This is a genomic window from Labrenzia sp. CP4 (genome assembly GCF_001579905.1).
Lineage (GTDB): Bacteria > Pseudomonadota > Alphaproteobacteria > Rhizobiales > Stappiaceae > Roseibium > Roseibium algicola.
Genome location: NZ_CP011927.1, coordinates 2,446,305 through 2,468,552, shown reverse-complemented (window position 1 = coordinate 2,468,552; position 22,248 = coordinate 2,446,305). Strand labels below are relative to the sequence as shown.

23 protein-coding genes are annotated in these 22,248 nt (G+C 60.7%); 6 read left to right on the top strand and 17 right to left on the bottom strand.

The genetic code is table 11. From position 1 onward, the window contains the following. Window positions 1-117 precede the first annotated feature (117 nt). Window positions 118-1,014 (top strand): LysR family transcriptional regulator, encoded by an 897-nt coding sequence (locus ACP90_RS11465; RefSeq protein ID WP_062488416.1) that lies wholly within the window; start codon window positions 118-120, stop codon window positions 1,012-1,014. Here ACP90_RS11465 and ACP90_RS11460 read toward each other — a convergent pair. The 7 genes from ACP90_RS11460 to ACP90_RS11430 form a co-directional block, all read right to left on the bottom strand. Beyond that, the gene (locus ACP90_RS11460) at window positions 992-2,623 is read right to left on the bottom strand and encodes an ATP-binding protein (RefSeq protein WP_062488415.1); all 1,632 of its coding nucleotides are present in this window, start codon (window positions 2,621-2,623) and stop codon (window positions 992-994) included. The genes ACP90_RS11465 and ACP90_RS11460 overlap by 23 nt on opposite strands. Beyond that, window positions 2,620-3,342 carry a response regulator transcription factor gene (locus tag ACP90_RS11455; RefSeq protein WP_062488414.1) on the bottom strand — a complete coding sequence of 241 codons (723 nt, stop codon included), beginning with the start codon at window positions 3,340-3,342 and terminating at the stop codon, window positions 2,620-2,622. The genes ACP90_RS11460 and ACP90_RS11455 overlap by 4 nt, the downstream gene beginning before the upstream one ends. Window positions 3,343-3,408: 66 nt before the next feature. Then, on the bottom strand, window positions 3,409-5,739 hold the full coding sequence (locus tag ACP90_RS11450; RefSeq protein ID WP_062488413.1) for a VIT domain-containing protein: 2,331 nt from the start codon (window positions 5,737-5,739) through the stop codon (window positions 3,409-3,411). Next, window positions 5,736-7,232: an exosortase T gene (xrtT, locus tag ACP90_RS11445; RefSeq protein WP_062488412.1), complete on the bottom strand. Its 1,497-nt coding sequence runs from the start codon at window positions 7,230-7,232 to the stop codon at window positions 5,736-5,738. The genes ACP90_RS11450 and xrtT overlap by 4 nt, the downstream gene beginning before the upstream one ends. A gap of 41 nt (window positions 7,233-7,273) precedes the next feature. After that, window positions 7,274-8,116 carry an ABC transporter ATP-binding protein gene (locus tag ACP90_RS11440; protein ID WP_062488411.1) on the bottom strand — a complete coding sequence of 281 codons (843 nt, stop codon included), beginning with the start codon at window positions 8,114-8,116 and terminating at the stop codon, window positions 7,274-7,276. Continuing rightward, a complete protein-coding gene (locus tag ACP90_RS11435) occupies window positions 8,109-9,128 on the bottom strand; it encodes an iron ABC transporter permease (RefSeq protein WP_062488410.1) in 1,020 nt (339 codons plus the stop codon). The genes ACP90_RS11440 and ACP90_RS11435 overlap by 8 nt, the downstream gene beginning before the upstream one ends. Beyond that, window positions 9,128-10,117: an iron ABC transporter permease gene (locus tag ACP90_RS11430; protein WP_062488409.1), complete on the bottom strand. Its 990-nt coding sequence runs from the start codon at window positions 10,115-10,117 to the stop codon at window positions 9,128-9,130. The genes ACP90_RS11435 and ACP90_RS11430 overlap by 1 nt, the downstream gene beginning before the upstream one ends. A gap of 92 nt (window positions 10,118-10,209) precedes the next feature. Here ACP90_RS11430 and ACP90_RS11425 point away from each other — a divergent pair, with 92 nt between their 5' ends. Together ACP90_RS11425 and ACP90_RS11420 are read left to right on the top strand one after the other, a co-directional pair. Next, complete coding sequence (locus ACP90_RS11425) at window positions 10,210-11,118, top strand: iron-siderophore ABC transporter substrate-binding protein (RefSeq protein WP_062488408.1); 909 nt, start codon at window positions 10,210-10,212, stop codon at window positions 11,116-11,118. 132 nt (window positions 11,119-11,250) lie between these two features. Continuing rightward, window positions 11,251-11,628, top strand: coding sequence for a VOC family protein (locus ACP90_RS11420; protein ID WP_023000925.1), 378 nt, complete (start codon window positions 11,251-11,253; stop codon window positions 11,626-11,628). A 13-nt stretch (window positions 11,629-11,641) separates the two neighbouring features. Here the strand turns inward: ACP90_RS11420 and ACP90_RS11415 are convergent, their stop codons facing one another. The 4 genes from ACP90_RS11415 to ACP90_RS11400 all read right to left on the bottom strand — a co-directional run bounded on the left by ACP90_RS11415 (window position 11,642) and on the right by ACP90_RS11400 (window position 15,237). Continuing rightward, window positions 11,642-12,109: a GFA family protein gene (locus ACP90_RS11415; protein ID WP_062491533.1), complete on the bottom strand. Its 468-nt coding sequence runs from the start codon at window positions 12,107-12,109 to the stop codon at window positions 11,642-11,644. 72 nt (window positions 12,110-12,181) lie between these two features. After that, entirely contained in the window at window positions 12,182-12,625 is a 444-nt protein-coding gene (locus ACP90_RS11410; protein WP_062488407.1) for a MarR family winged helix-turn-helix transcriptional regulator, read from the bottom strand. A gap of 265 nt (window positions 12,626-12,890) precedes the next feature. Further along, window positions 12,891-13,889, bottom strand: a complete 999-nt coding sequence (locus ACP90_RS11405) for a hypothetical protein (protein ID WP_062488406.1) — start codon at window positions 13,887-13,889, stop codon at window positions 12,891-12,893. A gap of 196 nt (window positions 13,890-14,085) precedes the next feature. Continuing rightward, window positions 14,086-15,237: a calcium-binding protein gene (locus tag ACP90_RS11400; protein WP_062488405.1), complete on the bottom strand. Its 1,152-nt coding sequence runs from the start codon at window positions 15,235-15,237 to the stop codon at window positions 14,086-14,088. Between the two features lie 235 nt (window positions 15,238-15,472). Here ACP90_RS11400 and ACP90_RS11395 point away from each other — a divergent pair, with 235 nt between their 5' ends. Continuing rightward, entirely contained in the window at window positions 15,473-16,201 is a 729-nt protein-coding gene (locus ACP90_RS11395) for a response regulator (RefSeq protein ID WP_023000920.1), read from the top strand. After that, window positions 16,198-17,643: an ATP-binding protein gene (locus ACP90_RS11390; RefSeq protein ID WP_062488404.1), complete on the top strand. Its 1,446-nt coding sequence runs from the start codon at window positions 16,198-16,200 to the stop codon at window positions 17,641-17,643. Before ACP90_RS11395 ends, ACP90_RS11390 begins: the two co-directional genes overlap by 4 nt. 6 nt (window positions 17,644-17,649) lie before the next feature. Here ACP90_RS11390 and ACP90_RS11385 read toward each other — a convergent pair whose 3' ends face one another. The 5 genes from ACP90_RS11385 to ACP90_RS11365 all read right to left on the bottom strand — a co-directional run bounded on the left by ACP90_RS11385 (window position 17,650) and on the right by ACP90_RS11365 (window position 21,032). Continuing rightward, entirely contained in the window at window positions 17,650-18,792 is a 1,143-nt protein-coding gene (locus ACP90_RS11385; RefSeq protein WP_062488403.1) for an NAD(P)/FAD-dependent oxidoreductase, read from the bottom strand. A 137-nt stretch (window positions 18,793-18,929) separates the two neighbouring features. After that, complete coding sequence (locus tag ACP90_RS11380; protein ID WP_023000917.1) at window positions 18,930-19,352, bottom strand: cupin domain-containing protein; 423 nt, start codon at window positions 19,350-19,352, stop codon at window positions 18,930-18,932. Between the two features lie 75 nt (window positions 19,353-19,427). Then, window positions 19,428-20,348: an EamA family transporter gene (locus tag ACP90_RS11375; protein WP_062488402.1), complete on the bottom strand. Its 921-nt coding sequence runs from the start codon at window positions 20,346-20,348 to the stop codon at window positions 19,428-19,430. Between the two features lie 10 nt (window positions 20,349-20,358). Beyond that, window positions 20,359-20,703 carry an antibiotic biosynthesis monooxygenase gene (locus ACP90_RS11370; protein WP_023000915.1) on the bottom strand — a complete coding sequence of 115 codons (345 nt, stop codon included), beginning with the start codon at window positions 20,701-20,703 and terminating at the stop codon, window positions 20,359-20,361. Continuing rightward, entirely contained in the window at window positions 20,700-21,032 is a 333-nt protein-coding gene (locus ACP90_RS11365; RefSeq protein ID WP_055656646.1) for an NIPSNAP family protein, read from the bottom strand. Before ACP90_RS11365 ends, ACP90_RS11370 begins: the two co-directional genes overlap by 4 nt. 93 nt (window positions 21,033-21,125) lie before the next feature. On the opposite strand from ACP90_RS11365, the gene ACP90_RS11360 reads away from it, so the two are divergent. Beyond that, window positions 21,126-21,815 carry a winged helix-turn-helix domain-containing protein gene (locus ACP90_RS11360; RefSeq protein ID WP_062488401.1) on the top strand — a complete coding sequence of 230 codons (690 nt, stop codon included), beginning with the start codon at window positions 21,126-21,128 and terminating at the stop codon, window positions 21,813-21,815. Window positions 21,816-21,968: 153 nt separating this feature from the next. Here ACP90_RS11360 and ACP90_RS28425 read toward each other — a convergent pair whose 3' ends face one another. After that, window positions 21,969-22,112, bottom strand: a complete 144-nt coding sequence (locus ACP90_RS28425; RefSeq protein ID WP_156912470.1) for a hypothetical protein — start codon at window positions 22,110-22,112, stop codon at window positions 21,969-21,971. Window positions 22,113-22,248: the final 136 nt, after the last annotated feature.

Below are 22,248 nucleotides of genomic sequence, written 5' to 3'. Positions count from 1 at the left end.
GCTGCCTGCAATATGCCTCCTGACTTGAATGGAGATAATCTTCGAATTCATTCAATGATTATGTACAAACAAGGGATAAATAGCTGACGAGAGCAGGATCCGCCGAGGACAATAGTGATGGACAAGATCGAAACCATGCGAGCCTTCATCGCCGTCGCGCAGGAAGGGTCCTTCACAAGCGCGGGGCGACGGCTGGGCCTGTCGACCAAGCTAGTCAGCAAATATGTCCAGCATCTGGAAGGCCAGTTGAAGACCCAGCTTTTCAACCGGACCACGCGCAGTGTGTCCCTGACCGACGTCGGCGCTGCCTATCTGGAACATTGCCGGCCGATCCTGGAGCAGATCGATGATCTGGATTCGCTTGTGCGTGAACGTCAGGGCGCCCTTGCCGGCCAGATCAGGCTGACGGCACCGACAGGCTTCGGCAGCACGAGGCTGAGCGAGGCGCTTGTCCCTTTCCTGCGCAAGCATCCGGATGTCGAGGTGGATATGCGCCTGACCGATCACCGGCTTGCCCTGGTGGAGGAAGGTCTCGACCTGGCGATCCGCATCGGAGCCTTGCGGGATTCCACCCTGATCGCTCGCAAGCTTGCCGGCATGCCGCTGGTTCTTTGTGCCTCACCGGATTATCTGAAGCGGCACGGCAGACCGCAGGACCCAAGAGCCCTTTCAACCCATGTCTGCCTTGTCGATAGCAATCAGACCGAACTCAACACCTGGCGGTTTCATTCCGGGGATGAAGAGCAGGTCATCCGGTTGCATGGTGCCGTCCGCTCCAACTCTCCCGGAGCCCTGGCCCGTATGGCAATGGGAGGTCTCGGCCTCACCATCGCGCCGCTCTATGCCATCGAGGACGCCCTGGCGGACGGACGGCTTGAGCGCGTGCTGCCGGAATACAAGACCGACACGTTCGGCCTCTATGCACTCTACCCGCCCAACCGGCACCTGACCCGCCGTGTGCGTGCACTGCTTGATCATCTGGCCGCAGTGTTCAGCTCCCGCTGGCCGGACTAATGGCAGGCGACCTCACCGGAAAGAAGAGTTCGAAGGTTGCGCCACCGGCACCCGGCAGCAGTCGGATCGCTGCACCATGGGCCTTCAGGAGCGCCTGGACGATGCCAAGCCCCATGCCGGTGCCCCCGCTTTGCCGCCGGGTGGTGAAGAAGAGTTCGAAGACCTGGTCCTGATTGCCTTCGGAAATGCCCTCGCCATCGTCTTGCACCTGAACCGTCAGGCCTTTCTCGTCGGGCACGGCAACAATCGACACCCTGGACGCGGCGTGGCGGCGGGAGTTGTCGATCAGGTTTTCAAAAACGATCCGGGCGTTTTCCGCCGACATAGGCAGATCCGCCTCGCCGGACAGGTCGATTTCCAGCCCTTCGAAGCGTCTCCTGAGCGCGGTGGCAACTTCGCTCAGCCGACAACTCCCGCCGATCTCGACGCTGTCGGCCCGGGCGAGATCACGAAGTCGGTTCAAGAGCTTCGAGGCACGTTCGGTATCGTGCAGGATATTGCCCAGGAACTTCTCCCTGTCCGCTTCGCTCAGCTCTGCCCCTTCGTCCTTCAACAGCTCCGCCGCACCCTGGATAGAGGTCAGCGGCGTCTTCAACTCGTGAGTCACGTGGTTGGCGAAGGTGGAGATATAGTCGTTCCGATCGAACAACTTGCGCGACATGTCCAGCATGCTTTCTGAAAGCGCATGGATCTCGCGGTTGCCGTGAATGGCAAGCGGCACCAATGCCTCCCGCTCGCCATTACCGATCGCCAGAGAACGCCGTGTCAGTGCCTTGATTGGTCCGGTGATGGCGCGCGCGAAAATGAAACCGACGACAAAAGTCGCAGCCAGCACAAAGACCACGACCCAGAAGACGGCCTCGCGCTTAACGAACATTTCCTTGAGAATGTTGCTGGGTGTTCGCGAGGCATAGACAACGCCCGCGACCCGGTCGCTCACGATAATCGGCATCGCGACAAAAACGCGAACGCTGGTTCCCCGGCTGATGGAATAGATCGGCTGCGGATTGTCGACGATGCGCTCGCGCAGCGCACTGGCATAATGTCCCGAAAGCGCTCTTTTGATCTCCTCCACATGGGCAAGCGACAGGCCGATATCCTCACGTCCGGCGATGATTACACCATTGAAATCCAGCACCCGGAATCCGGCCAGGGTCTTCTTCTGAGTTTCCTGCAGGATGCGGTCCACGGCTTGTCCGGCACTCAGGTATTCGAGAAGCGGTGGTTCGGCAGCCGGCCGTGGCGCCCCTCTTCCGGGCAAGACATTTGTGCGCGTGAGATCGAGTTCCGGAAGTTGCGGCGTCCAGCTTCCGCCCGGGTTCCGCAGATAGATGCTGCGACTGCCGGGCACCTCAGTAGCCTTCGCAACCTCCGGCCCCAAAGGCAGGTCGGCGCCACCGATCTCTTCAAGGCGCTGCGCCATTGCCGCGGCAATTGCCGCCGACTGCCCGATCAGCTCCGCTTCTGTCGTCTCGATGAGCTGGTTTTCATAGACGCGAAAGAAGGCGACACCTGCGAGAGGCACCAGCAGCATGATGCCAAGAACACCCGCCACCACGAGCGACAGCGGCGGACGCCATTTGTCTCGGAAGGTGCGCGACAGGATCATCCGCCGTTTCCATTCTCGACCCGGCAGGGCCCAAGCCGGAACCCGACGCCGTGCACGGTCTCGATGGCATCGCCGCATCCAGCGGTTCCAAGCTTGCCGCGGATGTTGCGGATGTGGCTGTCGATGGTGCGATCGGAGACGTGGATATTATCCCGGTAGGCATTCTGGAGGATCTGCTCGCGGGAAAAGACGATCTTCGGCCGGGCCAGCAGGGTAGCCAGGATATCGAACTCGATGGCCGTCAGCGTGACAGGTGTTCCATCGACTGTCACATGGCGCTGCGACCGGTCAAGTTCGACCGCACCGAAACGCAGCGCAGGCAAGTCTTCAACTATTTCGGCAGCCGCGGGGGCGCCATAGCGCTTCAGGATCACGCCGACGCGGGCGATCAGTTCGCGCGGGCTGAAAGGTTTGGTCACATAGTCATCGGCGCCCAGTTCCAGACCGACGATCCTGTCGATCTCGTCATCGCGCGCCGATAGAAACAGGATCGGCACTTCCGACGTGCGGCGCAGATGCCGGCAGACGTCCAGCCCGTCCATTTCCGGCAGGCCGATGTCCAGAACGATCAGGGACGGATTGCATAAAAGCGCCTTGTCGAGCGCTTCCTTCCCGTCAGCGGCAACTTCGAACACATAGGACGCTTTTTGAAGCGCGAAACAGATGACGTCCCGGATATGCGGGTCGTCATCGACAACAAGAATGGTTTGACCTGGCAAATGTCTCTTCCCGAAAAATGGCCCCCGCAGTTGCCTGCGAGAGCGTTACCAATAGCGAAGCACGGATCAGGTTTCCAGCCACCAACCATCCCGGCGCAACGTACGGGGCAAGGCAAGATCCGGCTCGCCAGACGCAGCTTCCTCGTCGCGTGACCGGAACCCCCGAACCCTTTCCCGCAACTTGCGGAAGCTATTTGCCAGTTTAAGCCGGAACCGGGCAGCCACAGCCAGGAGGACCAGCATCACACCCAATATGCCTTCCGGTTCCGGCGCGGAACTGCCGGAAAGGTTCAAGGACGGATAGGCATTGGTCGAAACGCCTGCAACCTGCGGCAAGGGCACGTTTCGGTGAGAGGCGGTCGCCGGTGCGCCGTTCACCACCTTTTCTGAGACGGCGACAAAGGACGTGAACCGGGTCTGAAGCGAATAGGTCAGGCCCAGATCGACGATTTCGTGCTTCAGTTGCGTGTCGGTGTTGCCGCCGATCGTATAGGCACGCTCCTTGTCGAATATCTGCTCGCGCGCCCAGATCAGCGGCAGGGCCCGGCTGGAAACCGCACTGCCATCGACAGAAGACTTCAGGTCGATTTCAAGCGGCAGTCTGGCAGCATGTCCGTTGACCAGACCGTTGATGAAAATCGTGTGATTGCCGCCGGCAGCGTATCGCCCCATCACGCGCACCGAGCCGCCTTCGAACAGATCGGGTATCCTGGCCGGGCTCTGTCCCTCGACCTTGAGACCGTTCCAGTCGATGGTGATGTCTGTCAGGAGCGGTGTCTTCAGGTTCGCGGCAAGGCTTCCCGCCGCTTCGCCCGCGTCTTCTCCCAAAGCCACATAGCGGGCATAGCCCCTGCCCTCCGTGGCCATCGCATCCAGCAGAAACCGGTTGACCGAGTTGCCGACGCCGAAGGCATAGATACGCGCCTTGCCGATACGGCTCGCGACACTCGAGATCACGGTCGCCTCGTCGCCGATATAACCGTCGGTCAGAAAGACAACGATGCGTGTGGTGTTTTCCGGTTGTGCCTGATCAAAGGCGGTGTTTACCGCCTGGTTGATTTCCGTCCCGCCACCGGTCGAAAGGCCAGCCACGAACTTCAAGGCCTGCCGCTTGTTTCGCTCCGTTGCCAGAACGGCATTTCCGGCAAATTGGGAAGTGTTATTGGAAAAGCGGAGGATGCGGAAATAGTCATCAGGGCGCAGAGACCTGATCGCTGCCGTCATGAAGGTCTTGCTCGCTTCGATCGGCTGCCCGCTCATGGACCCGGATGTATCCAGCACGAAGACAAGCTCGCGCTGGCCAATCATGTCTTCAGCCGGCAGTTTCGGCGGCTCGATCAGCAGTGAAAAATAGCCCCCGCCATCGGCTTCGTACCGGGACGAGACACCGGCAGCAACATTGCTCTGTGCGGCAAGCTCGTAACGCAAAACGAAGTCCCGATTGTCGATGGCCCTGCCGGACTTGAAGCGGACTGTCCGCATCTCGCCCTGGCTGGAAACCTCCAGTGCATGGGTATCGCTCGACAGCCGCGAGACAGGCATCGGTGCCTTGAGAGCAAGTTCCAGCGACACCCGCCTCGCATCGATTTCCTTCGGAGCATTCTGCCCGATGACCTCCGGATAGGCCGGAAGCTTGTCGATCTGCCAGCCGGAGACTGTTTCACTGTGGTTGAAGGCAGCAGGTTTCGCAGAGACGGGTTCATCGCTCGCATACTCAGTAGCGCCGTATACTGGACTGTCGTCCTCCGGCACACTTTTGTCCGCGATGTTTTGCGAATGCTTCAGGGCGGGTTGCGCGCCCAGCCCCTCGTAACGCGGCCCCACCACCATCGGCATTACGAGCTCATAGGCGCCGTCGATCTTGGGGACGGTCTGGGCGTATTCCAGTGTCACTTTCACCGGGCGACCGGGCATCAGATGCGCAATATCCTGGGTGAACATGTTGGGCCGGTGCTGCGTCAGAAGGGCAGCGGCCTTGCCTTCCCGTTTCGCTTTCTCGAAGGTTGCCTTGGCATCTTCCTTCTTCTTCATCCGCGCCACGATGGTCTCGCCGTCGAGATCCATCCGCATGGCGTGAACGGCCGCCTTCTGGTTCAGCGGAAACAGGTAGGTCGCATTGAGCGGCAGCTTGGTCGGGTTCAGGAAGGTCTGCGTCAGTTCCACATGGGCAACATCGCCTTCAACCTCGACCCTGTAATCGGCCTTCAGAAGCGGCAGATGGATCTCCTTGCCACCGGCAGTGGCAACCACGGTGCCGGACAGTTCGTCGAGATCTGGCTCGGCTGAAGCCGGCAGCGCTGAAAGCGTGCCAAAGACGATGGCCAGCGAGGCTGCCAAAGTGGCTTTCAGAGTTGGTTTTAGAGAACTGGCAGACGCCAATGGGGACAGGAACGTCATATGCGTTTCTCCTTTTGGGCAGGGAAAATACCGGAAGTGCGGGTGTTGAGATCGAGCGCAGCCCCTGCGGCGGCCTCAAAGGCGGCGCGTTGCGGCTCGTCTAGTGTCCACGGGGTAATTCGCTGAATGCTGGTCCAGGTGGTGCCGGGCCGTTTCAGCCACAGCCAGATCGCCTCGGCGATGTTGTGGGTCGTCTCGCCGGTGCTGGAGGTAAAGGTGACGGCAACGCGCCAGTCTCCTCCGGTTTTCGACCGGGCCCGGTAGAGCGCTGTCGGAACCGGTTCGAAACGGCTGCCGAGAAAGGTCACGTCGAAGCCGAGTCCGCGCAGGCAATCGTCCGGGGTGTGCAAATGGCGCAGCGGCGAAGAGGTGTGCACCAGCGTCAATGCCATCGGCCCGTAGCGCCGCTTCTGGGCGTGACCACCATATTGCAGGAAGTATTGCTCCTCGATCGGCAACAGCGCCTCGTCGACACCGACCTCACCCGCCAGTGTCAAAGGCAATGGCTGCGGCCCGGTCGAAGAAGAAACATCAAGCGCGTGCCGCGGCAGGCTGACGATGAACAAGGCAAGGCTCAGGAACACCAGAGCAGACATCTTCTGCAAGGGCCGCGACATCACCGGCAAGCTGAAGACAGCCTGGGCAGCTCGCCACTCAGCGGGACGTGGCTTGTAAAACGCCAGCACCGGTGCCATCGACAGAAGAAGCGTCAGATAACCGATAATGTCGTGAAGCGGCTGCGCCATGACATCGGCCTCAAGGACACTTTCCGGATAGGCAATGCCGACGGCAAGCAAAGCGATGCGCAGAGAATTGCCGATCAGAGCCAGCCCGAGCGTGATGCCAATCCAGAGCACGGCAGTCAGCAGGTTCGGCCGGTAAAGCGCAGTCAGGATGACCAGAAAGGCCATGGCGAGCATCAGCCCGGATGTGCCCGAGCAAGGCAGGTCCACCAGAACGTCCTTGCCGGCAAGACCGATCCGGATGCCTGAGCACGAGAGGTCCGAAAAGAAGAGGCCGAGACCGCCGCAGGAAAGCTTGGCCGACAGTTCCTGCAGCGGATAGCCGAGCAGCCGTTGCAGAATGCGCTCGACCGGCAGAGTGAACAGAAACAGGACGGACAGCCAGAAGGGGGAAACGGCACGCTGCCTCTCCCCTGTCCGCAAAAGGGTCGCCAGCGCGAAGACATCAATTGCCAGCGCCACCCCGCCGATCACGTTGATCGCCAGAACCTGGCTTGTCAGCCGGATCAGCGCCGCCCCCAACAGGAGCAGCACTGCCATTTGCCGGTGCCCGATCGAGTTCTGCCGAACCGGGCTCGTCATCGACCAGAGCACCAGGGCTGCCACCGCGATCAGATAGAGCGCGCCGGTCGATGGGTAGGACGGGTCAGTCCATGTGCCGACCAGCCAGCGTAGCGGCTCATAGGCAAGGATCAGCGAGGCCAGGAGCAAGGCCAGTGAGGTCGGGGAAGAGGTTGCCAGGCGGGTCATGGCACCTGTTGTGCCAAGCCCGCTTGCAGGCCTTTGTCAGCCTATGTGCAGATTTTGCGCATTTTGCCGGACGACAGGCCGGAAACGCCCGCGCCGGTGGCCTTGCCCCAGGAAACGATGACCGGTCGTTCCAACCCGTCCAGGGGCATGATCCTGCAGGCGATGCCAAATACGGAAGAGACGGTCGCTTCCGTCAGCACCTCCGTTGTCGGCCCGTTGGCGGCGATCCGTCCCTTTTCGAAAAGCACAACGTGATCGGCGTAGCGCATGGCCATGTTGAGATCATGCAGGACAATGACGAAGCTTCGGTTCTCGGAGCGGCTCAGGTGCTTGACGAGGTCCAGCAACTCAAACGCATGGGCAATGTCCAGATGGTTGGTCGGCTCGTCCAGGAAGATCCGGGGCGCATCCTGCGCCAGTGTCATGGCAACCCAGGCACGTTGCAGCTGCCCGCCGGAAAGCTGGGCGAGAGCCCGGGTTTTCAGCTCGGTCATTTCGGTGATTTCAAGTGCACGGTCGCAGGCGGCCCTGTCCGCTGCCGATGGCCCGCCGAACCGGCTTCGATGCGCAAACCGCCCCATCAGCACCAGATCCTCAACCGAAAGATCCGACGGTGCATCGGGCGACTGGGACAACATGGCGACCTGGCGCGCAAGATCCTTCTGCGACCAGTCGCCAAGCGCCCTGCCTGCGATTTCAACATTGCCGGCATCCGGCCGGTGCAGACCGCGCATCACTTTCAGGGCAGTCGATTTGCCGCTGCCGTTCGGTCCGCAAAAGGCAATGATCCTGCCGTCGGGCAGGTCGAGACAGACCTCGTTCAGCGCAAGAGCGCCGTCATATGCGGCACTGACACGATCGAGACTGGCCAGAGTGTCAGGCATGGGATTGCCGTCCTTTTACAAGCAGATAGAGAAACAGCGGCGCACCGACGAGCGCAGTCAACGCGCCTGCGGGCAATTCCAGCGGCGGTGCGATGATCCGGGCCAGCGTATCGGCTGCCAGCACCAGGAAGCTCCCGGTCAGAGCCACGGAAACCAGATAACCGGACCGGAACTGACCGTGGAAGATCCGTGCAACATGCGGCGCGACCAGACCGACAAAACCGATGGCACCGACATGGGCCGTTGCGATGGCCGTCAGGAAAACGGCAACTGCCAGCAGGCAGAACTGGGCCTTGTCGAGCGACAGGCCTGTCACGGCAGCGCTTTGAGGGTCAAGTACGAGTTGCCGAAGTGTGAGCCGTTGCCACAGCAACACCGGGATGATTGCGACAAGTCCGAGACCGACCGCCAGAACGTCCTGCCAGTGGGCTGCACCAACCGAGCCCGTCAGCCAGGTAAGTGCCTGACTTGCCCTGTAGACAGGCCCGAGAATAATCAACAGCGTGACCGCGGCCTTTGCGAGTGCTGCCAGGGCAATCCCGTACAAGATGATTTTCAGCGGCTTGCTGCCTGCCCGATCAAGCGATGCCAATGCGATTACCAGGGCTCCGAAGACTGCCGCCCCGGCGATGGCGGCCAGAGGCTGCCAGTGAATGGAGACTGTCAGATTGTTCGCCTGATCGGAAAACAGCCACAAGAACAGCACGACGCCAACCGCCGCGCCGTCGGTAATGCCCAGAACCGAGGGCGACGCCATGGGATTGCGCACGACCCGCTGCAGCAAGGCACCCGCAAGGGCAAGCGCCGCTCCGGCCAGTATGGCAAGGGCAACACGGGGCAAGCGGAGGGTCCAGACGATTACTTCATCCATGCGGCTGCCTTGCCCGGCCAGCGCCGCGACAACACGTTCCGGCGGCATGAAGCTGGACCCGATGCCCGTTGCTGCCAGTGTCAACGCAAACACGAGCAGCATGACCGGAAGCAGCCTGACAAGAGGAAATGCGCCTGCCATCACGCTGCCAGCCCTTTCCGCCTGTGAAGCAGATGCACCAGCATCGGAACGCCGACAAGCGCAAGAACGGCACTCATCGGCGCCTCACCGGGCGCAACCACAATACGCGCAAGAATATCGGCAAGGACTGCGATCAGGGCACCGGTCAGAAGGGAAAGCACGATCAACTGCCGTGTCGACGGCAGGGCGCCGTCGGTCAGGCGCCGGGCAAGATGCGGCGCAACCAGCCCCAGAAACAGCACCGGCCCCGCCATCGCCACCGCGCCCGCCGCAAGCAGGGCCGCAAGCCCGAGCGCCGTCAATCGGACTGCGCCAACATTGACACCCACGGACCGGGCACTGGCATCGTCGAGGCGCAGCACATCCAGCGGTGTTGCCAGAAGAAGGCTGCCTGCGACCCCGACGGCAAGCAACGGCAACCCGAGTTGCAACAACCCTATCGGCCTGTCGGAAAAACTGCCCGACAGCCAGAACAGCAGTGTCTCAAGAGCGCTTTCGTCGATCAGCAGCAAGGTCTGCGTGAACGACGCCAGCAGGGCGGCGACCGTAAATCCGGCCAGCAATGTGGTTGCCGGATTGCCTGCACCGCCAGTGGACGCTGAAATCGAAAACACCAGGGCCGTTGCCGCCAGCGCGCCCATCACTGCTGCCATGCCGATACCCGCAAGGCTTGCCACGCCGAAGACCGTCACCCCGAAGGTCACGAACAGCGCACCGCCTGCATTGACCCCGAGCAATCCCGGCTCTGCCAGCGGATTGCGCGTAACCGATTGCATCAACAGGCCGGAAAGGCCGAGGGAGGCCCCGCAAACCACGCCGATCGCGGTTCTTGGAAGACGCAACGTCGTCACAATCAGCGCATCTGCGCCCTCGCCCCCCAAGAGCGCGGAAAAGACCGTATGAGGCGAATAGAAGGTCAATCCGGCATGCAGGCTGAAAATGACAGCCGCGCACAGCGCCAGACACAATGCAATCGCCGGCCGCCTCATGCGCCCTCACCCCTCCGATTGACAAATCAACGGCCCGTCCATACACGGGTTTAATACTGGAGGCAAATATTCAACTTTTTGGAGTCATTCTAATGAAGATCTGGTCACGCCTGCTGTGCGCCCTGCCGCTGTGTGCGATGCTGGCATCGGCCCCTGCGATTGCCCGCGATGTCACCGACAGCATGGGCACCGTCACGGTTCCGGACGCCCCGAAACGGATTGTCGTCCTTACCAATGAAGGCACGGAAGCGCTGCTGGCACTGGGAGTGACGCCGGTGGGCGCGGCCAATTCCTGGAATGGCGATCCCTGGTGGGACCATATTTCCGATGCCATGGACGGAGCAGAACCTGTCGGCAAGGAAAGCGCGGTGAACCTGGAGCTGATCGCGGCACTGGAGCCCGACCTGATCCTGGCAAACAAGCAGCGGCACGAGGAAATCTATCCGCAGCTGACTGCAATCGCCCCGACCGTCATGTCCAAGGAGCTTCGTGGTGACTGGAAAATCAACTTCCGCCTCTATGCCGAAGCACTCGGCAAGGAGCAGGAAGCGGATGCAGCCATCGCCGATTACGATGCTTCAGTCGCAGACCTTCGCGAGAAACTTGGTGACCACCTCAACGAGGAAGTTTCCGTGATCCGTTTCGTGCCCGGCCAGATCCGCATCTATCAGCTCGACAGTTTCTCCGGTGTGCTTTTGAAAGACATCGGCTTTCACCGGCCGGCGAACCAGAATGTGGAAGAATTTGCCATCCGCACCGGCAAGGAGAGCATTCCGGATATGGACGGCAACCGGATCTTCTATTTCACCTATGACTCTGGCGATGGCAAAGGCACGTCTCTGGAAGAAGAAGTGCTTGCCGATCCGTTGTGGCAGTCCCTGTCCGCCGTGAAGGCGGGCAAGGTGCATCAGGTCAGCGATGCGATCTGGAACACCGCCGGTGGCATTCTGGCTGCAAAGCTGATGCTTCACGACATTGCCGGCATTTACGGCCTTGACTAGAAAACCGTTCGGCTTCCGCTTGAACGGAAGCCGTTCCCCCACAGGCACCGCCCTGAGATTGCGGATAAGCGGGTTCTCACCGGCACCGACCGGTTGCCTTGCTGTCCGTCATTGAAAACAGAAGGGTAAGCCATGACCACCGACACTTCCTCGCAGCTGCGGCTCGGCCGCATCGCCGCAACACTGGGCGTCAGCGATATTGAACGTTCCCGTACACTCTACCGGGAAATCTTCGGCCTGGAAAAAGTGTTCGAAAACGGCAGTCCGGTTGGCTTCATGATCCTGAAGAAGGACGAGGCCGAATTGCACCTGACACTCCAGAAAGGCTACCGGGCTCCGCCATTCAATCAGGCCCACATCATGGTGTCCGACGCCGACGCCGCCTGCCGGGCCTGCGAGCGCCATGGTTTGCGCATCGTCAAGCGCCTCCAGAACAAGGACTACGGCCTCAGAGCCTTCGTCTTCGCCGATCCGGACGGCAACCGGATCGACGTTGCCGAGGAAATCTGACCTGGCCGACCTGCTATCTGGTTGCCAGCTGGTGGGCGGCGAATTCGCCCATCAGCTTCATGAAGTCTTCCGGCGGCGGAAAGCCTTCATAACGGTGCCTGGCAGGCGTTTCCGCCCAAGGCAACTTGCTGGCAGTCATTGTTTCCATGAAAGGTTCTGTCCAGTGGACGTCGTCGAGCAGGACCGAGCGGACATTGACGATTTCGTCGTACCCGGGAATTCGCGTGAACATCCAGGTCTTGCAGTCCGGGCAGAAGTAATGATCCGCCTCAGGTCCCTGCAATCCTCCTTTGACCGGCGTACCTTCGGTCACCTTGAACGCGGGCGCCGGCATGATCGCCGTCAGGGAATAGGCGCTGGAACTCATTTGCTGGCACCCTCTGCAATGGCAGGCACAGGTGATCAGCGGCGGCGCGGAAACCTCGAAGCTCGTGTGACCACAACGGCATGTCCCCTTGAGTGAAAAAGTCTCTTGCGTCATGTCCGGCTCCATCTGGTTCGGCTGGCCGTTTGGCCATTGGCGACGGCAACTTGCAGAGGTTCGCGTCTCCTTTCAAGTGTCTTCTGGACTGTGGCAATTGCTGACGAGCCTGGCCAGAATATTCACCACAAGGCTGTAATCAGCCTCGGAGATTCCCTGCATCGCCTTTCTCCGCAAGGCGGTTTGGCGTTCCATCGCGCTTCTGTGGACGTCCCTGCCCTTGTCCGTAAGCCGCCAGAAATCTTCCTCGGACCGAAGAAGCCCCCGGTCTGCAAGACTGATCAGAACCTTGTGCAGGTCCCTTACCTCCAGCATGGGATCAAAGGTCTCTCTCAGCCGGCCAAACGGCATTCCTGCTGCACTTTCGGCAAGCGTATTGAGCACCTGCCAGTCGGCTCGCTCAAGCCCCAGCTCAGACTGGATGGCCTCGATCGCCTTGGTAAGACATCTATCGGCAGAGCGGATCCAGTACCCGATCGGGCGCGTGGAACCCTGCGTTTCAAATGGGATCGTCATGACATGCTCCCTCGACTTCGCAAACGCGAAGGGGGCGGCACCTCCGCCGCCACAGTCGGGGGTTCTTGCCGGACGGCGTTTATGCCGCCTGACCGAACAAAGCCTTCACGTGTGAAGGGACCGGGGCTTACCCGGGCGATAGGCCCAACCGGTCACGCCTTTTTCGACAACCTTCAGGTAACCGGACCGCGGCATCCTTGCAATATTGACGACGGGCCAAGAAGCCGGGATGGAACAAAAAAACGTTGGCCGGACTGGTACCCGGTCAAACTTTCTCCAGCAATGGCCGGAGAGAGGGATGAATGTTCGGGCTTTCTTCCCGGATGAACCGCAGCAGGGCCTTCTCGTTTTCATGCAGGATACCGTCGCGGCCAATGCGCTCCACCAGCCAGCTGGCTTCGTCTTCCGTCACCACCTCATTGGCGGCAATCTCCGCAAGCATCTCGTTTCCGCGGGCGGTGAACGGGTCAGGCGTGTCGCCATAGGCGTCACGAATGCCGCCGACATCACCGCTGAACATCTTCTTGAAAAAACCGCCGAGCCCACCTTCAAATCCGCCGGGCTGTTCCAGCCAGTTTTCACGCTCGAGGGCAATCTTGCGGGAGGGTGGCGTGAAACCGGACATCGCCATCATGTAATTGGCGACCGCCTTGGCAAAGAGCTCCGACCAGCCGGGAGCATTTTCCGCCTCTATTGTCGCGTCATTGATATCGAACAGTACCTCGGCTTCAGCCTTCGAGATGGCAACGCCGCGACTGCCGGCACCGGCATAGAGCACCCGGCGCAGCAGCTCCACTTCAGCCTCGGCAATGACGCCGGGCTTGAGGTCCAGGCCCGAGCGTGTCGGCCCTTTCCCCGAAATCACGCTGTCCGCCACAGCCCGCAGTGCAAACTGTTCGAGACTTTCCGGTGCTTCGCGGGCTTTTTCCAGCACATGCAGCACGGCGTCCAGCTCGGTTTTGCCACAGATATGACGATCCGCCATGATCTGGTTGACCAGCCAGGCAGCCTTGTCCTCGGAAACATAGCCCTCTGGTTTTGCCTGGTGCACCAGGATATCGAGGATGGCTTCGGGAAAGAGTTCGTACCAGGTGTCGTGATAGGTGATGTCGGCATTGTTCAGCCGAAAAAGAGCCTCGCCTTCTTCAACGGACACGGCCATGTCGCCGTAAACGTAGCGGCGTACGTTGATGACATCATCCTCACTGAGATGTCCCGCTGCTATTCTGGCAGTCACGAATTCATTCAACGTCGGTTTGGCCATGCTGTCCCCCTTGAAAACCGGAACGACTATTGCCGAAATTTCTTGAAGTTACCCTAAAACCGAACCGACAAAAAAAAGGGAGCCGCGAGGGACGGCTCCCTTATCCGTTTCCCGTGCGCGGGGTGGGGCCGCCGGGGGTGGGAAACGGCTCCGGCCGGTGTGATCGGCCGGAGTTTTTCAGGTGTTCTGCGCCAGATCAGCCGCGGTGGTGTTTACCCCATCCCTGACCTTGGCCCTGACCTTGACCCTGACCACGACCTTCGCCATCACCATGGCCGTGACCTTTCTTCCAGCCGTGGCCCTTGTCCGGACCATGGCCACCTTTCCGGCCACCCTTGAAGTCCGCCTTGGTGATCACGCCGTCGTTGTTGCGGTCGGCGCGCTCCAGCATGCGGTCCTGGTGTTTGCTCTGTTCTTCCGCGGTAATCCCGAGGCTGCCGTCGGCATCGGCACGCTGGAACATGTCGACCACCCGGTTCTCGTTGATCGAAAGCCACAGCGGACCGAAATCCTGAAGCGTGAACGAGCCGTTGCCGTCGGTGTCGGCCAGAGCAAACAATTCACCGCGCCTTGCATCGAATTCCTCGCGGCTCACCTTGCCGTCCGCATCGGTATCGAACATGCCCAGGAACATGCCTCCCGGGCCGCCGTGACCACCACGACCCATGTGGTGTCCACCTTGTCTCATTTGCGGTCCACCGCGCCAGCCGTGCTCACCACGGCCGCCGCGCTCGGCTCGCTCTCCGCGCTCACCCCGCTCTGCTCTTTCGCCACGAGGGCCACGATCATCGTCGTCATCGTCGGCCATAGGGCCACGCGGACCGCGAACACGTTCAACGGTTCCGTTGCCGTCACGATCCAGCATGTTGAACATGCGATTGGCGAGAAAATCCGCTTCTTCCTGGGTTACAGTGCCATCGCCGTCACGGTCGAGGAACTGAAATGCCCTGACCATGCGGTCATTGGAGCGGGTGAGAAATTCGGCCTTGAATTCCTCCAGACTGATCTCGCCGTTGCCATCTGCATCGGCCGATGTGAACTCCTGCGTCCGGACTTCCTCGATTTCAGCCTTGGTGATGACACCGTCTTCATTGACATCGAAACGTTCGAACAGCCGCTCGGCGCGTTCCTTGCCACCGCGCATGCCATGACCCCGGCCGAAGCCGTATCCCGGACCACCGCGCCCATCCATAAGCGCGACACGCTGTCCGTCGGTCTGCTGAATTTGTTGCCCCCCGTCCTGGTTTGCAGTCGCGTTCTGGGCGGAAGCGGACAGGCCGGCCGTCAGCGCGGTACCCGCGACGCTCGCAGCCAGGGCGGCAATTGCAATCTTCTTGAACGGTTTCATTCCAACAACTCCTTGGTTCGTTGATGAGCTGAAGGTAGGCAGCAATTGTCGCAGGAATACCGTCCGAATGGGCCCGAAGTGTCGCCATCTGTCCCGGATGGGCACTGCGACACACTTTGTTACAAGTTCCGGTCGCGCAAGCGCGTTCCGGAGACTATTTTTACCTTAGAAACAGTAGGATCACAGCGCCCGGCCGGTTTGAGACCATTCCCGGCAGGCCAGATTGGAGAGACACTTGAGCGATCCGAGCCCGCATATCCTGGTGGTGGACGATCACCGCGACATCCGCGAAACCCTTGCACGCTACCTCGTCAAGAACGGACTGCGCGCAACCGTGGCGGAAAATGCCGCACAGGCGCGCAAGACTTTAAAGGCAGCGTCCATCGATCTTGTCGTCCTGGATATCATGATGCCGGGCGAGGACGGACTGTCCCTGTGCCGTCATCTGGTGGAAACCGGCTCCATGCCCGTGATCCTGCTGACCGCGATGGCAGACGACACAGACCGGGTGATCGGTCTGGAAATCGGTGCCGACGACTATGTTACTAAGCCCTTCAACCCCCGCGAACTGCTCGCGCGCATTCGCGCGGTTCTGCGCCGTACATCGCTTGTGCCGAAGGAACGCGATCCGATCGAGCACGACAGGCTTCATTTTGACGGCTGGTCGCTGAATGTCTCGCGTCGAGAGCTTCTGGACCCCGAAGGGACTTCGGTGGCCCTTTCCAGCGGTGAATTCCAGTTGCTGTGTGCCTTCCTCAAACGTCCGAAAATGGTGCTGAACCGCGACCAGCTGATGGACCTGACAACCGGCCGGACACCCGCCGTCTTCGACAGGTCCATCGACAACCAGGTCTCCCGTCTGCGCCGAAAGATCGAGATCGATCCGAAAGACCCCAAACTCATCAAGACCGTCTGGGGCGGCGGCTACATGTTCACCGCGGAAGTGAGAGACACGGCCGAATGACGACACGTCCGACGCCCCGCCCGATCCTGTCCCGTCTCTGGCCGAGCCCCCTCGCCTCGCAGCTGATCATTCTGCTGCTCGCAGCCATCGTCGCGGCACAGGCCTTCAGCATCTGGATCTTCCAGGACGAGCGGCGCATCGCGCTCGTGGCGGCGGCCCGTGACAACCTTCTGTCGCGCGCTGTTTCCCTGGCGGAGCTGATGGAAGATACACCTGCAAACCTGCAGGACAGGATCCTTGTGGCCAGCAGCAGCCGGTTCGCAGTGTTCTGGCTTGGCGACAAGCCGCTGGCACCGGCGCCCGGCAACTCGCGTTTCGAAAAACGCCTGCAGGGCTACATGGCCGAAAGGCTGGAACACGGCCAGACTGTGCATCTCAACATTCTTGCCGACGAAAAACGTGGACCGCGTGGCCGCGAGGCAGACGACGATGATCATCCGAAGTGGCGCGACGAGCCGCGGCACGAACGCCCTTCGAAACTGCGCAAGATTATGAACAAGCCGGAAGACCTGTCGCTGTCTATCCAGATGAGTGACGGGCGCTGGCTGAATGTCGCCACCAGCTATCGCCCGCCAGCCGGCGATTTTCTGCCTCTGGTCGTGCAGCTGTCGATTACGGCCTTGCTGATGGTGCTCATTATCGGTTTTGCCGTCCGCCGCGTGACCCGGCCCTTGAAGGAACTGTCCGTGGCTGCCGAGAAGTTCGGTCGCGGCGAACAACAGAAGCCACTGACACCCAGCGGGCCGAGCGAAGTCCGCTCGCTGACGAACGCCTTCAACGACATGCAGGACCGCCTGACACGGTTTGTCAGGGACCGCACACGGATGCTGGCCGCCATCAGTCACGATCTCAGAACCCCGATCACTTCATTGCGCCTGCGGGCCGAGTTCATCGAGGACGAGGAAAACCGCGACAAGATGATCGAAACCCTGGAAGAAATGGCTGCGATGACGGAAGCCGCGCTGCGTTTCGCCAGGGACGACGCCCAGGCGGAAACAGCGGAAAACGCCGATCTTGGTGCGATCCTGGAGGCACTTGCAGGCGACCAGCAGGACCTTGGCCACAAATGCACCGTTGAAACGGAAGAACGGATCGTGCTTCCGTGCCGTCCGGTGGCCTTGAAACGGGCCCTGAGGAACCTGATAGAGAACGGGATCCGCTACGGAGACGGCGTCTCGGTCCACGCGGCCAGATCCGCCGGCGAAGCCATCATCCGCATCACCGACAAGGGTCCCGGCATTCCCGAGGAAAAGTTGAAGGACGTCTTCGAACCCTTTGTCAGGCTTGAAGAATCCCGCAGCGAAGAAACAGGCGGCATCGGTCTGGGATTGGCGATCACCCGTTCGATCATCCATGCACATGGCGGCCGGATCGAGTTGAAGAACCGTCCGGAAGGTGGTCTTCAGGCCGACGTCAGATTGCCGCTCGGGGCGGGCAAATAGACTGGATCAAATACCGCGTGGCACAAGCGTTCCCGAGATCAGATGCGACAGCACCGAGGGAACGGGCGGGATACGGCTGACAGGAAACAGCACATTGTCGCGCAAAAAGGGCAGCAACCGGCTGTCACTTTGATAGGCCGGCGTGAACATCGCGCTGAACGCCTGATAGACACCTACGTGCCAACGTCTGGCCTTGCCGTAGGCAGGTAGAGCCTGGTCAAGCGGCAGGGTCTCCAAAGACTTTGCCAGGGCGGCAGCGTCCAGCAGAGCCATGTTCGCGCCCTGCCCGAGCTGCGGGCTCGCCCGGTGGGCGGCATCACCGACAAAGGCAATCCTGTCACCCCAGGGCTGGCGCAAGGTGCCATGGCTGTAGCGCGCCATGGTCATTTGCTCCGGATCCGTGATCTGCTCCAGAAAGGGTCCGGCATCGGGCCAGATCGACAGCGCCGTGTCCTTCCAGGCTGCCAGCCCGCCCTTGAGCCAGTCTTCATAAGCGTCGTGGCGAAGTGACCAGAAGAACGCGGCCTTCCGCCGGTCCTGTCCCGGCATGAGGCCGACAGGCAACACACCAATCATGTGGTCTGCACCGCGATACCTCTGGGAAAGATGATCCTCGGGCAGACCGCCGGAAACCCAGTCGACAGTTCCCCAGATCGCACCGAACGACAGTGCGCGTGCTTTCAGCGGCGACAAAACCGAATTTGCACCCGACGCATCGATGATCAGGTCGAAGGCCTCGGAAAAGCTGCCATCGGCGAAACGCAGTTTCCCGTCCTGGTGACCGGTGATCCGGCAATCCGTGTGCCAGTAAAGCGCACGGGTCAGCACCTTTTCATAAAGCGCGGAAAACAGCGCGGCCCGGTGGATACCAAGCCCCGGGACTGCGCCATAGTCCACGTCAAGAACCCGTCTGCCGGTCTGCGACGACCTGCCAAGCACACGCTTGATCGGTGTTGCGTGCTTCAGAACCGCATCTGCGACACCAGCCAGCTCCAGGACTTCAAGCCCGACAGGCTGGATCATCAAGCCCGAACCGATGGGAACCGGTTTGCGGAATTGTTCAAACAGGGAAATCCGGTGGCCCAGACGCTCCAGAAGAATGGCTGTGGCCAGTCCTCCGATCCCGGCCCCGACAATGGCAATGTTCATCGGGCAATCACTTCATGAATGGATGGGTCCTTTTGACCAGAGTCTGCCGGCAAGCACAATATGCTCCGGCACCCCGTGCCGCGGATGAACGCAAGGCATTCGCCGAGAGGAGCCGAGGCAACTGCAACACTGGACGCTCAACGCCGCGCCTGAAGGCCACCGGCGTAAGTGGCCTCATCGACCGGTTCGAGCCACTCCGCCGTCGCACCGTCCTGTTCTTCCTGTATGGCCAGATGGACAAGAGACGTGTTCGGTCCGGCGCCATGCCAATGTTTGACGCCAGGCGGGATCCAGATGACATCACCTGGCAGTATCGACAGTTTCTCCTGCCCCCACAGATGCACAAAACCTGCCCCTTCCAGTATCTGAAGGGTCTGCCCAAGCGGATGGGTATGCCAGTGGGTACGTGCCCCCGGTTCGAACGTCACCCGCAATGCGCGCACGCGGGCCGGCGCGGGCGCCTCGATCACCGGGTCCTGCCAGACCGTTCCAGTGAAATAATCCGGATTTGCACGTCGCGATGGCCTGGAACCGGCCTCGAATACGGTCAGGACACTCATGGACACCTCCTCGCAAGTCTCTGCCACCATGCGCACGGATCGGGCCGCCAAGTTACCTGCCGGCCAAATGCCCTCTTACTTGGCGGCAGATACTGGAGCCGAAACGTCTTGACGCTTCACCGCACGTGGCCAGTTGATCAGAACAACACCGAAAATGGCAAGGCAAATTCCGGCAAAGGTCTCCAGATCCAGCGTCTCCGACAGGAATACGACACCGAGAAAGACACCTACGCCTGAGCGCAGGTAGGCCTGACTGGCCGTTCCCATTGCCCCAAGGGTCGACAGCAGACGGAAATAGATCAGAAATGCCAACGCGGTGCACGCGAGCGAGAGCGTCAGCGCAGCAACGATGCCGGTCGTGTCCGGCGTCAACTGCCAGGGCCGGTCGACGATGAGGCTTGCCGGGACCAGCACAACCGATGCGCAGATGAGCGTTCCCGCAGCCGGCACTATGGGCGGCAAACCCGCAAAGACACGGCCGCGCAGGGCCGCGATGCCATAGAGCGCAGCCCCGAACAGGACGACAAGCTGCGGCACAAGGTTCCTGCCGATATCCTCAAGCGCACCGACACCGACGATCAGCACGATACCGGCAAAGCCGAACAAGGCGCCGGTGAGTTGCCGGGCACCTGGCCTTTCGCCATGGTTCAGCAGCAGGAACGAAAAGGCGAAGACCCAGAGCGGCGAGGTTGAATTCAGAACGCTGGAGACGGCCGTCCCGGCATATTGCTGGCCCCACGCAAGCATCAGCCAGGGTCCTGTGCTGTTCACCAGGGACTGGATGAAGAACTGCTTCCAGTTTTGCCTGTCCAGCGGCATCCGAATGCCCCTTGCAGCCATGATGGCCAGCAGCGCCAGCGCAGCAAGAGACACACGGATGGCAATCAGCGTCGCAGGAGGAAACGATGGCAGCGCCAGGCTGATCCACATGTAGGACGAGCCCCAGAGCAGGGCGAGCACACCCAAAAGCGCCAGTTCGATGGATCTGTTTTGCATGGCTGCCGGCTTAACCGTTCACGTCGCGGCTGTCGGCGGGAGCCTCGTCGCGCTCGTCCATGCCATAGTCGCGCAGCACCTGCGCCACCCGCAACCGGTAGTCCTTGAAATAGCTGTTCCGTCCGGCACGCTGCGCCTTGCGATGCTGCGTGAGCTGCCGCCATTCATTCAGCGCGGCTTCATCGCGAAAGAAGGAGACCGACAGTAATTTCTCCGGATTGGTGAGGCTCTGGAATCGCTCGACGGACAGGAACCCGTCGATCTGTTCGACCAGGGGCTTCATCTCGGCAGCCATGTCGAGATAAGCCTGTTTCTTGTCCGCATGCGGGATCACTTCGAAGATGACGGCAATCATTTGAGTTTCTCTCCCATGCCATGCGGTGCGGAGGCCAGTTTCAGAAACGTGCGGTCTTCCCGCAAGATGAATTTTTCCTTCATGGCAAACGCATAGTTCTCCTGCCCCAACGGGTCCGCGGCAAGCCGCGCCCGGTAGGCTTCATATGCCGCAAGGTTCTCGATGGAATAAACACCGTACGCCAGCGTCGTCGAGCCTTCGTGGGGTGCAAAATAGCCGATCAGATCCGCACCGCAACGCGGGATCGCCTGCCCCCAGTTTCGCGCGTATTGCTCAAAGGCGGCTTTCTTCGTCGGGTCGATGTGATAGCGGATGAAACAGGTAATCACCAAGGTCTCCTTCAAGGCTGTGTCGATTGCGCTTGTGTGCCACGGTCCATGTCTGCAATGCTTCGACGCAGATCGAACCATGGAGGAGATCCGATGAAGGATGGACCGGACATTGCCCGCATCGGCGCCTTGATGGGTGACCCGGCCCGCGCCAACATTCTGAGCGCGCTGTTAAGCGGCAAGGCCCTGACGGCGACGGAACTGGCAACCGAAGCCGGCATCACCGGCCAGACCGCCAGTTCGCACCTGAAGAAACTGATGGAAGGCGGCTTGCTGACCCAGGCCAAGCAGGGCCGGCATCGCTATTTCACGCTCGCGGGCCCGGAAGTTGGAGCCGTGCTGGAAGCCGTGATGGGCCTTGCTGCCCGCAAGGGTCACCTGCGCACCCGCACCGGCCCCAGAGACCCGCAGATGCGGGCCGCCCGTGTGTGCTACGACCATTTGGCCGGCGATATGGCGGTGCGTATTTTCGACAGCCTGCAGAAGCGCGGGTTCCTTGCCGTCTCGACGGATAAAGGCGGCCTCGCCCTGACCGCAGATGGTGAAGGTTTCGTCTCAGGCATCGGCATTGACCTGGGTGCCCTCACAGCAAGCCGTCGCCCGATGTGCCGTGCCTGCCTGGACTGGAGCGAAAGACGCAATCATCTGGCGGGAGGTCTGGGGGCCGCACTTCTGACGCGCTTCACCGAAAGCGGCTTTCTGCGCCGCGAACCGGCGGGACGCATCGTTCATATTTCGCCGAAAGGTGAAGCGGAACTGAAAAAACTGTTTCCGGTGGCCTGAGCAACACCCCCGTCCCTTTCTGCTCATCCACAGATCAACAAAAAACCCGGCCGAAGCCGGGCTTTGTAAGGAAGTGGGCAGACGCCAGGGGCAAACGAGGCGCCCAGTGATCTTGTTCTTGTTTCTTGGGGCCAATTTCGGGGTGGGCCCAGCTCAAAGAGACCGGATGGTCTCCTGAACCTTCGGAAGGGCTTCACGCCAGGAGCGATAAAGCCGCGCCGGCAACCACGCAAGGCGGTCCCGGTTGTAATCCTGGCGATGCTGAACCAGCAAAATTCTAGCGATTTGCACAGTCATGTTTTTTTCTCCTTTGGTGTGCGCAGAACCTTTATCGGCACTCACCTGATAGAACATATGTTAGCGCACTGCGTGCACATTACAAGAGTGCACAATGTGCATATTCTCAAAAATTTGTGTTATTTTCCTTACGTCA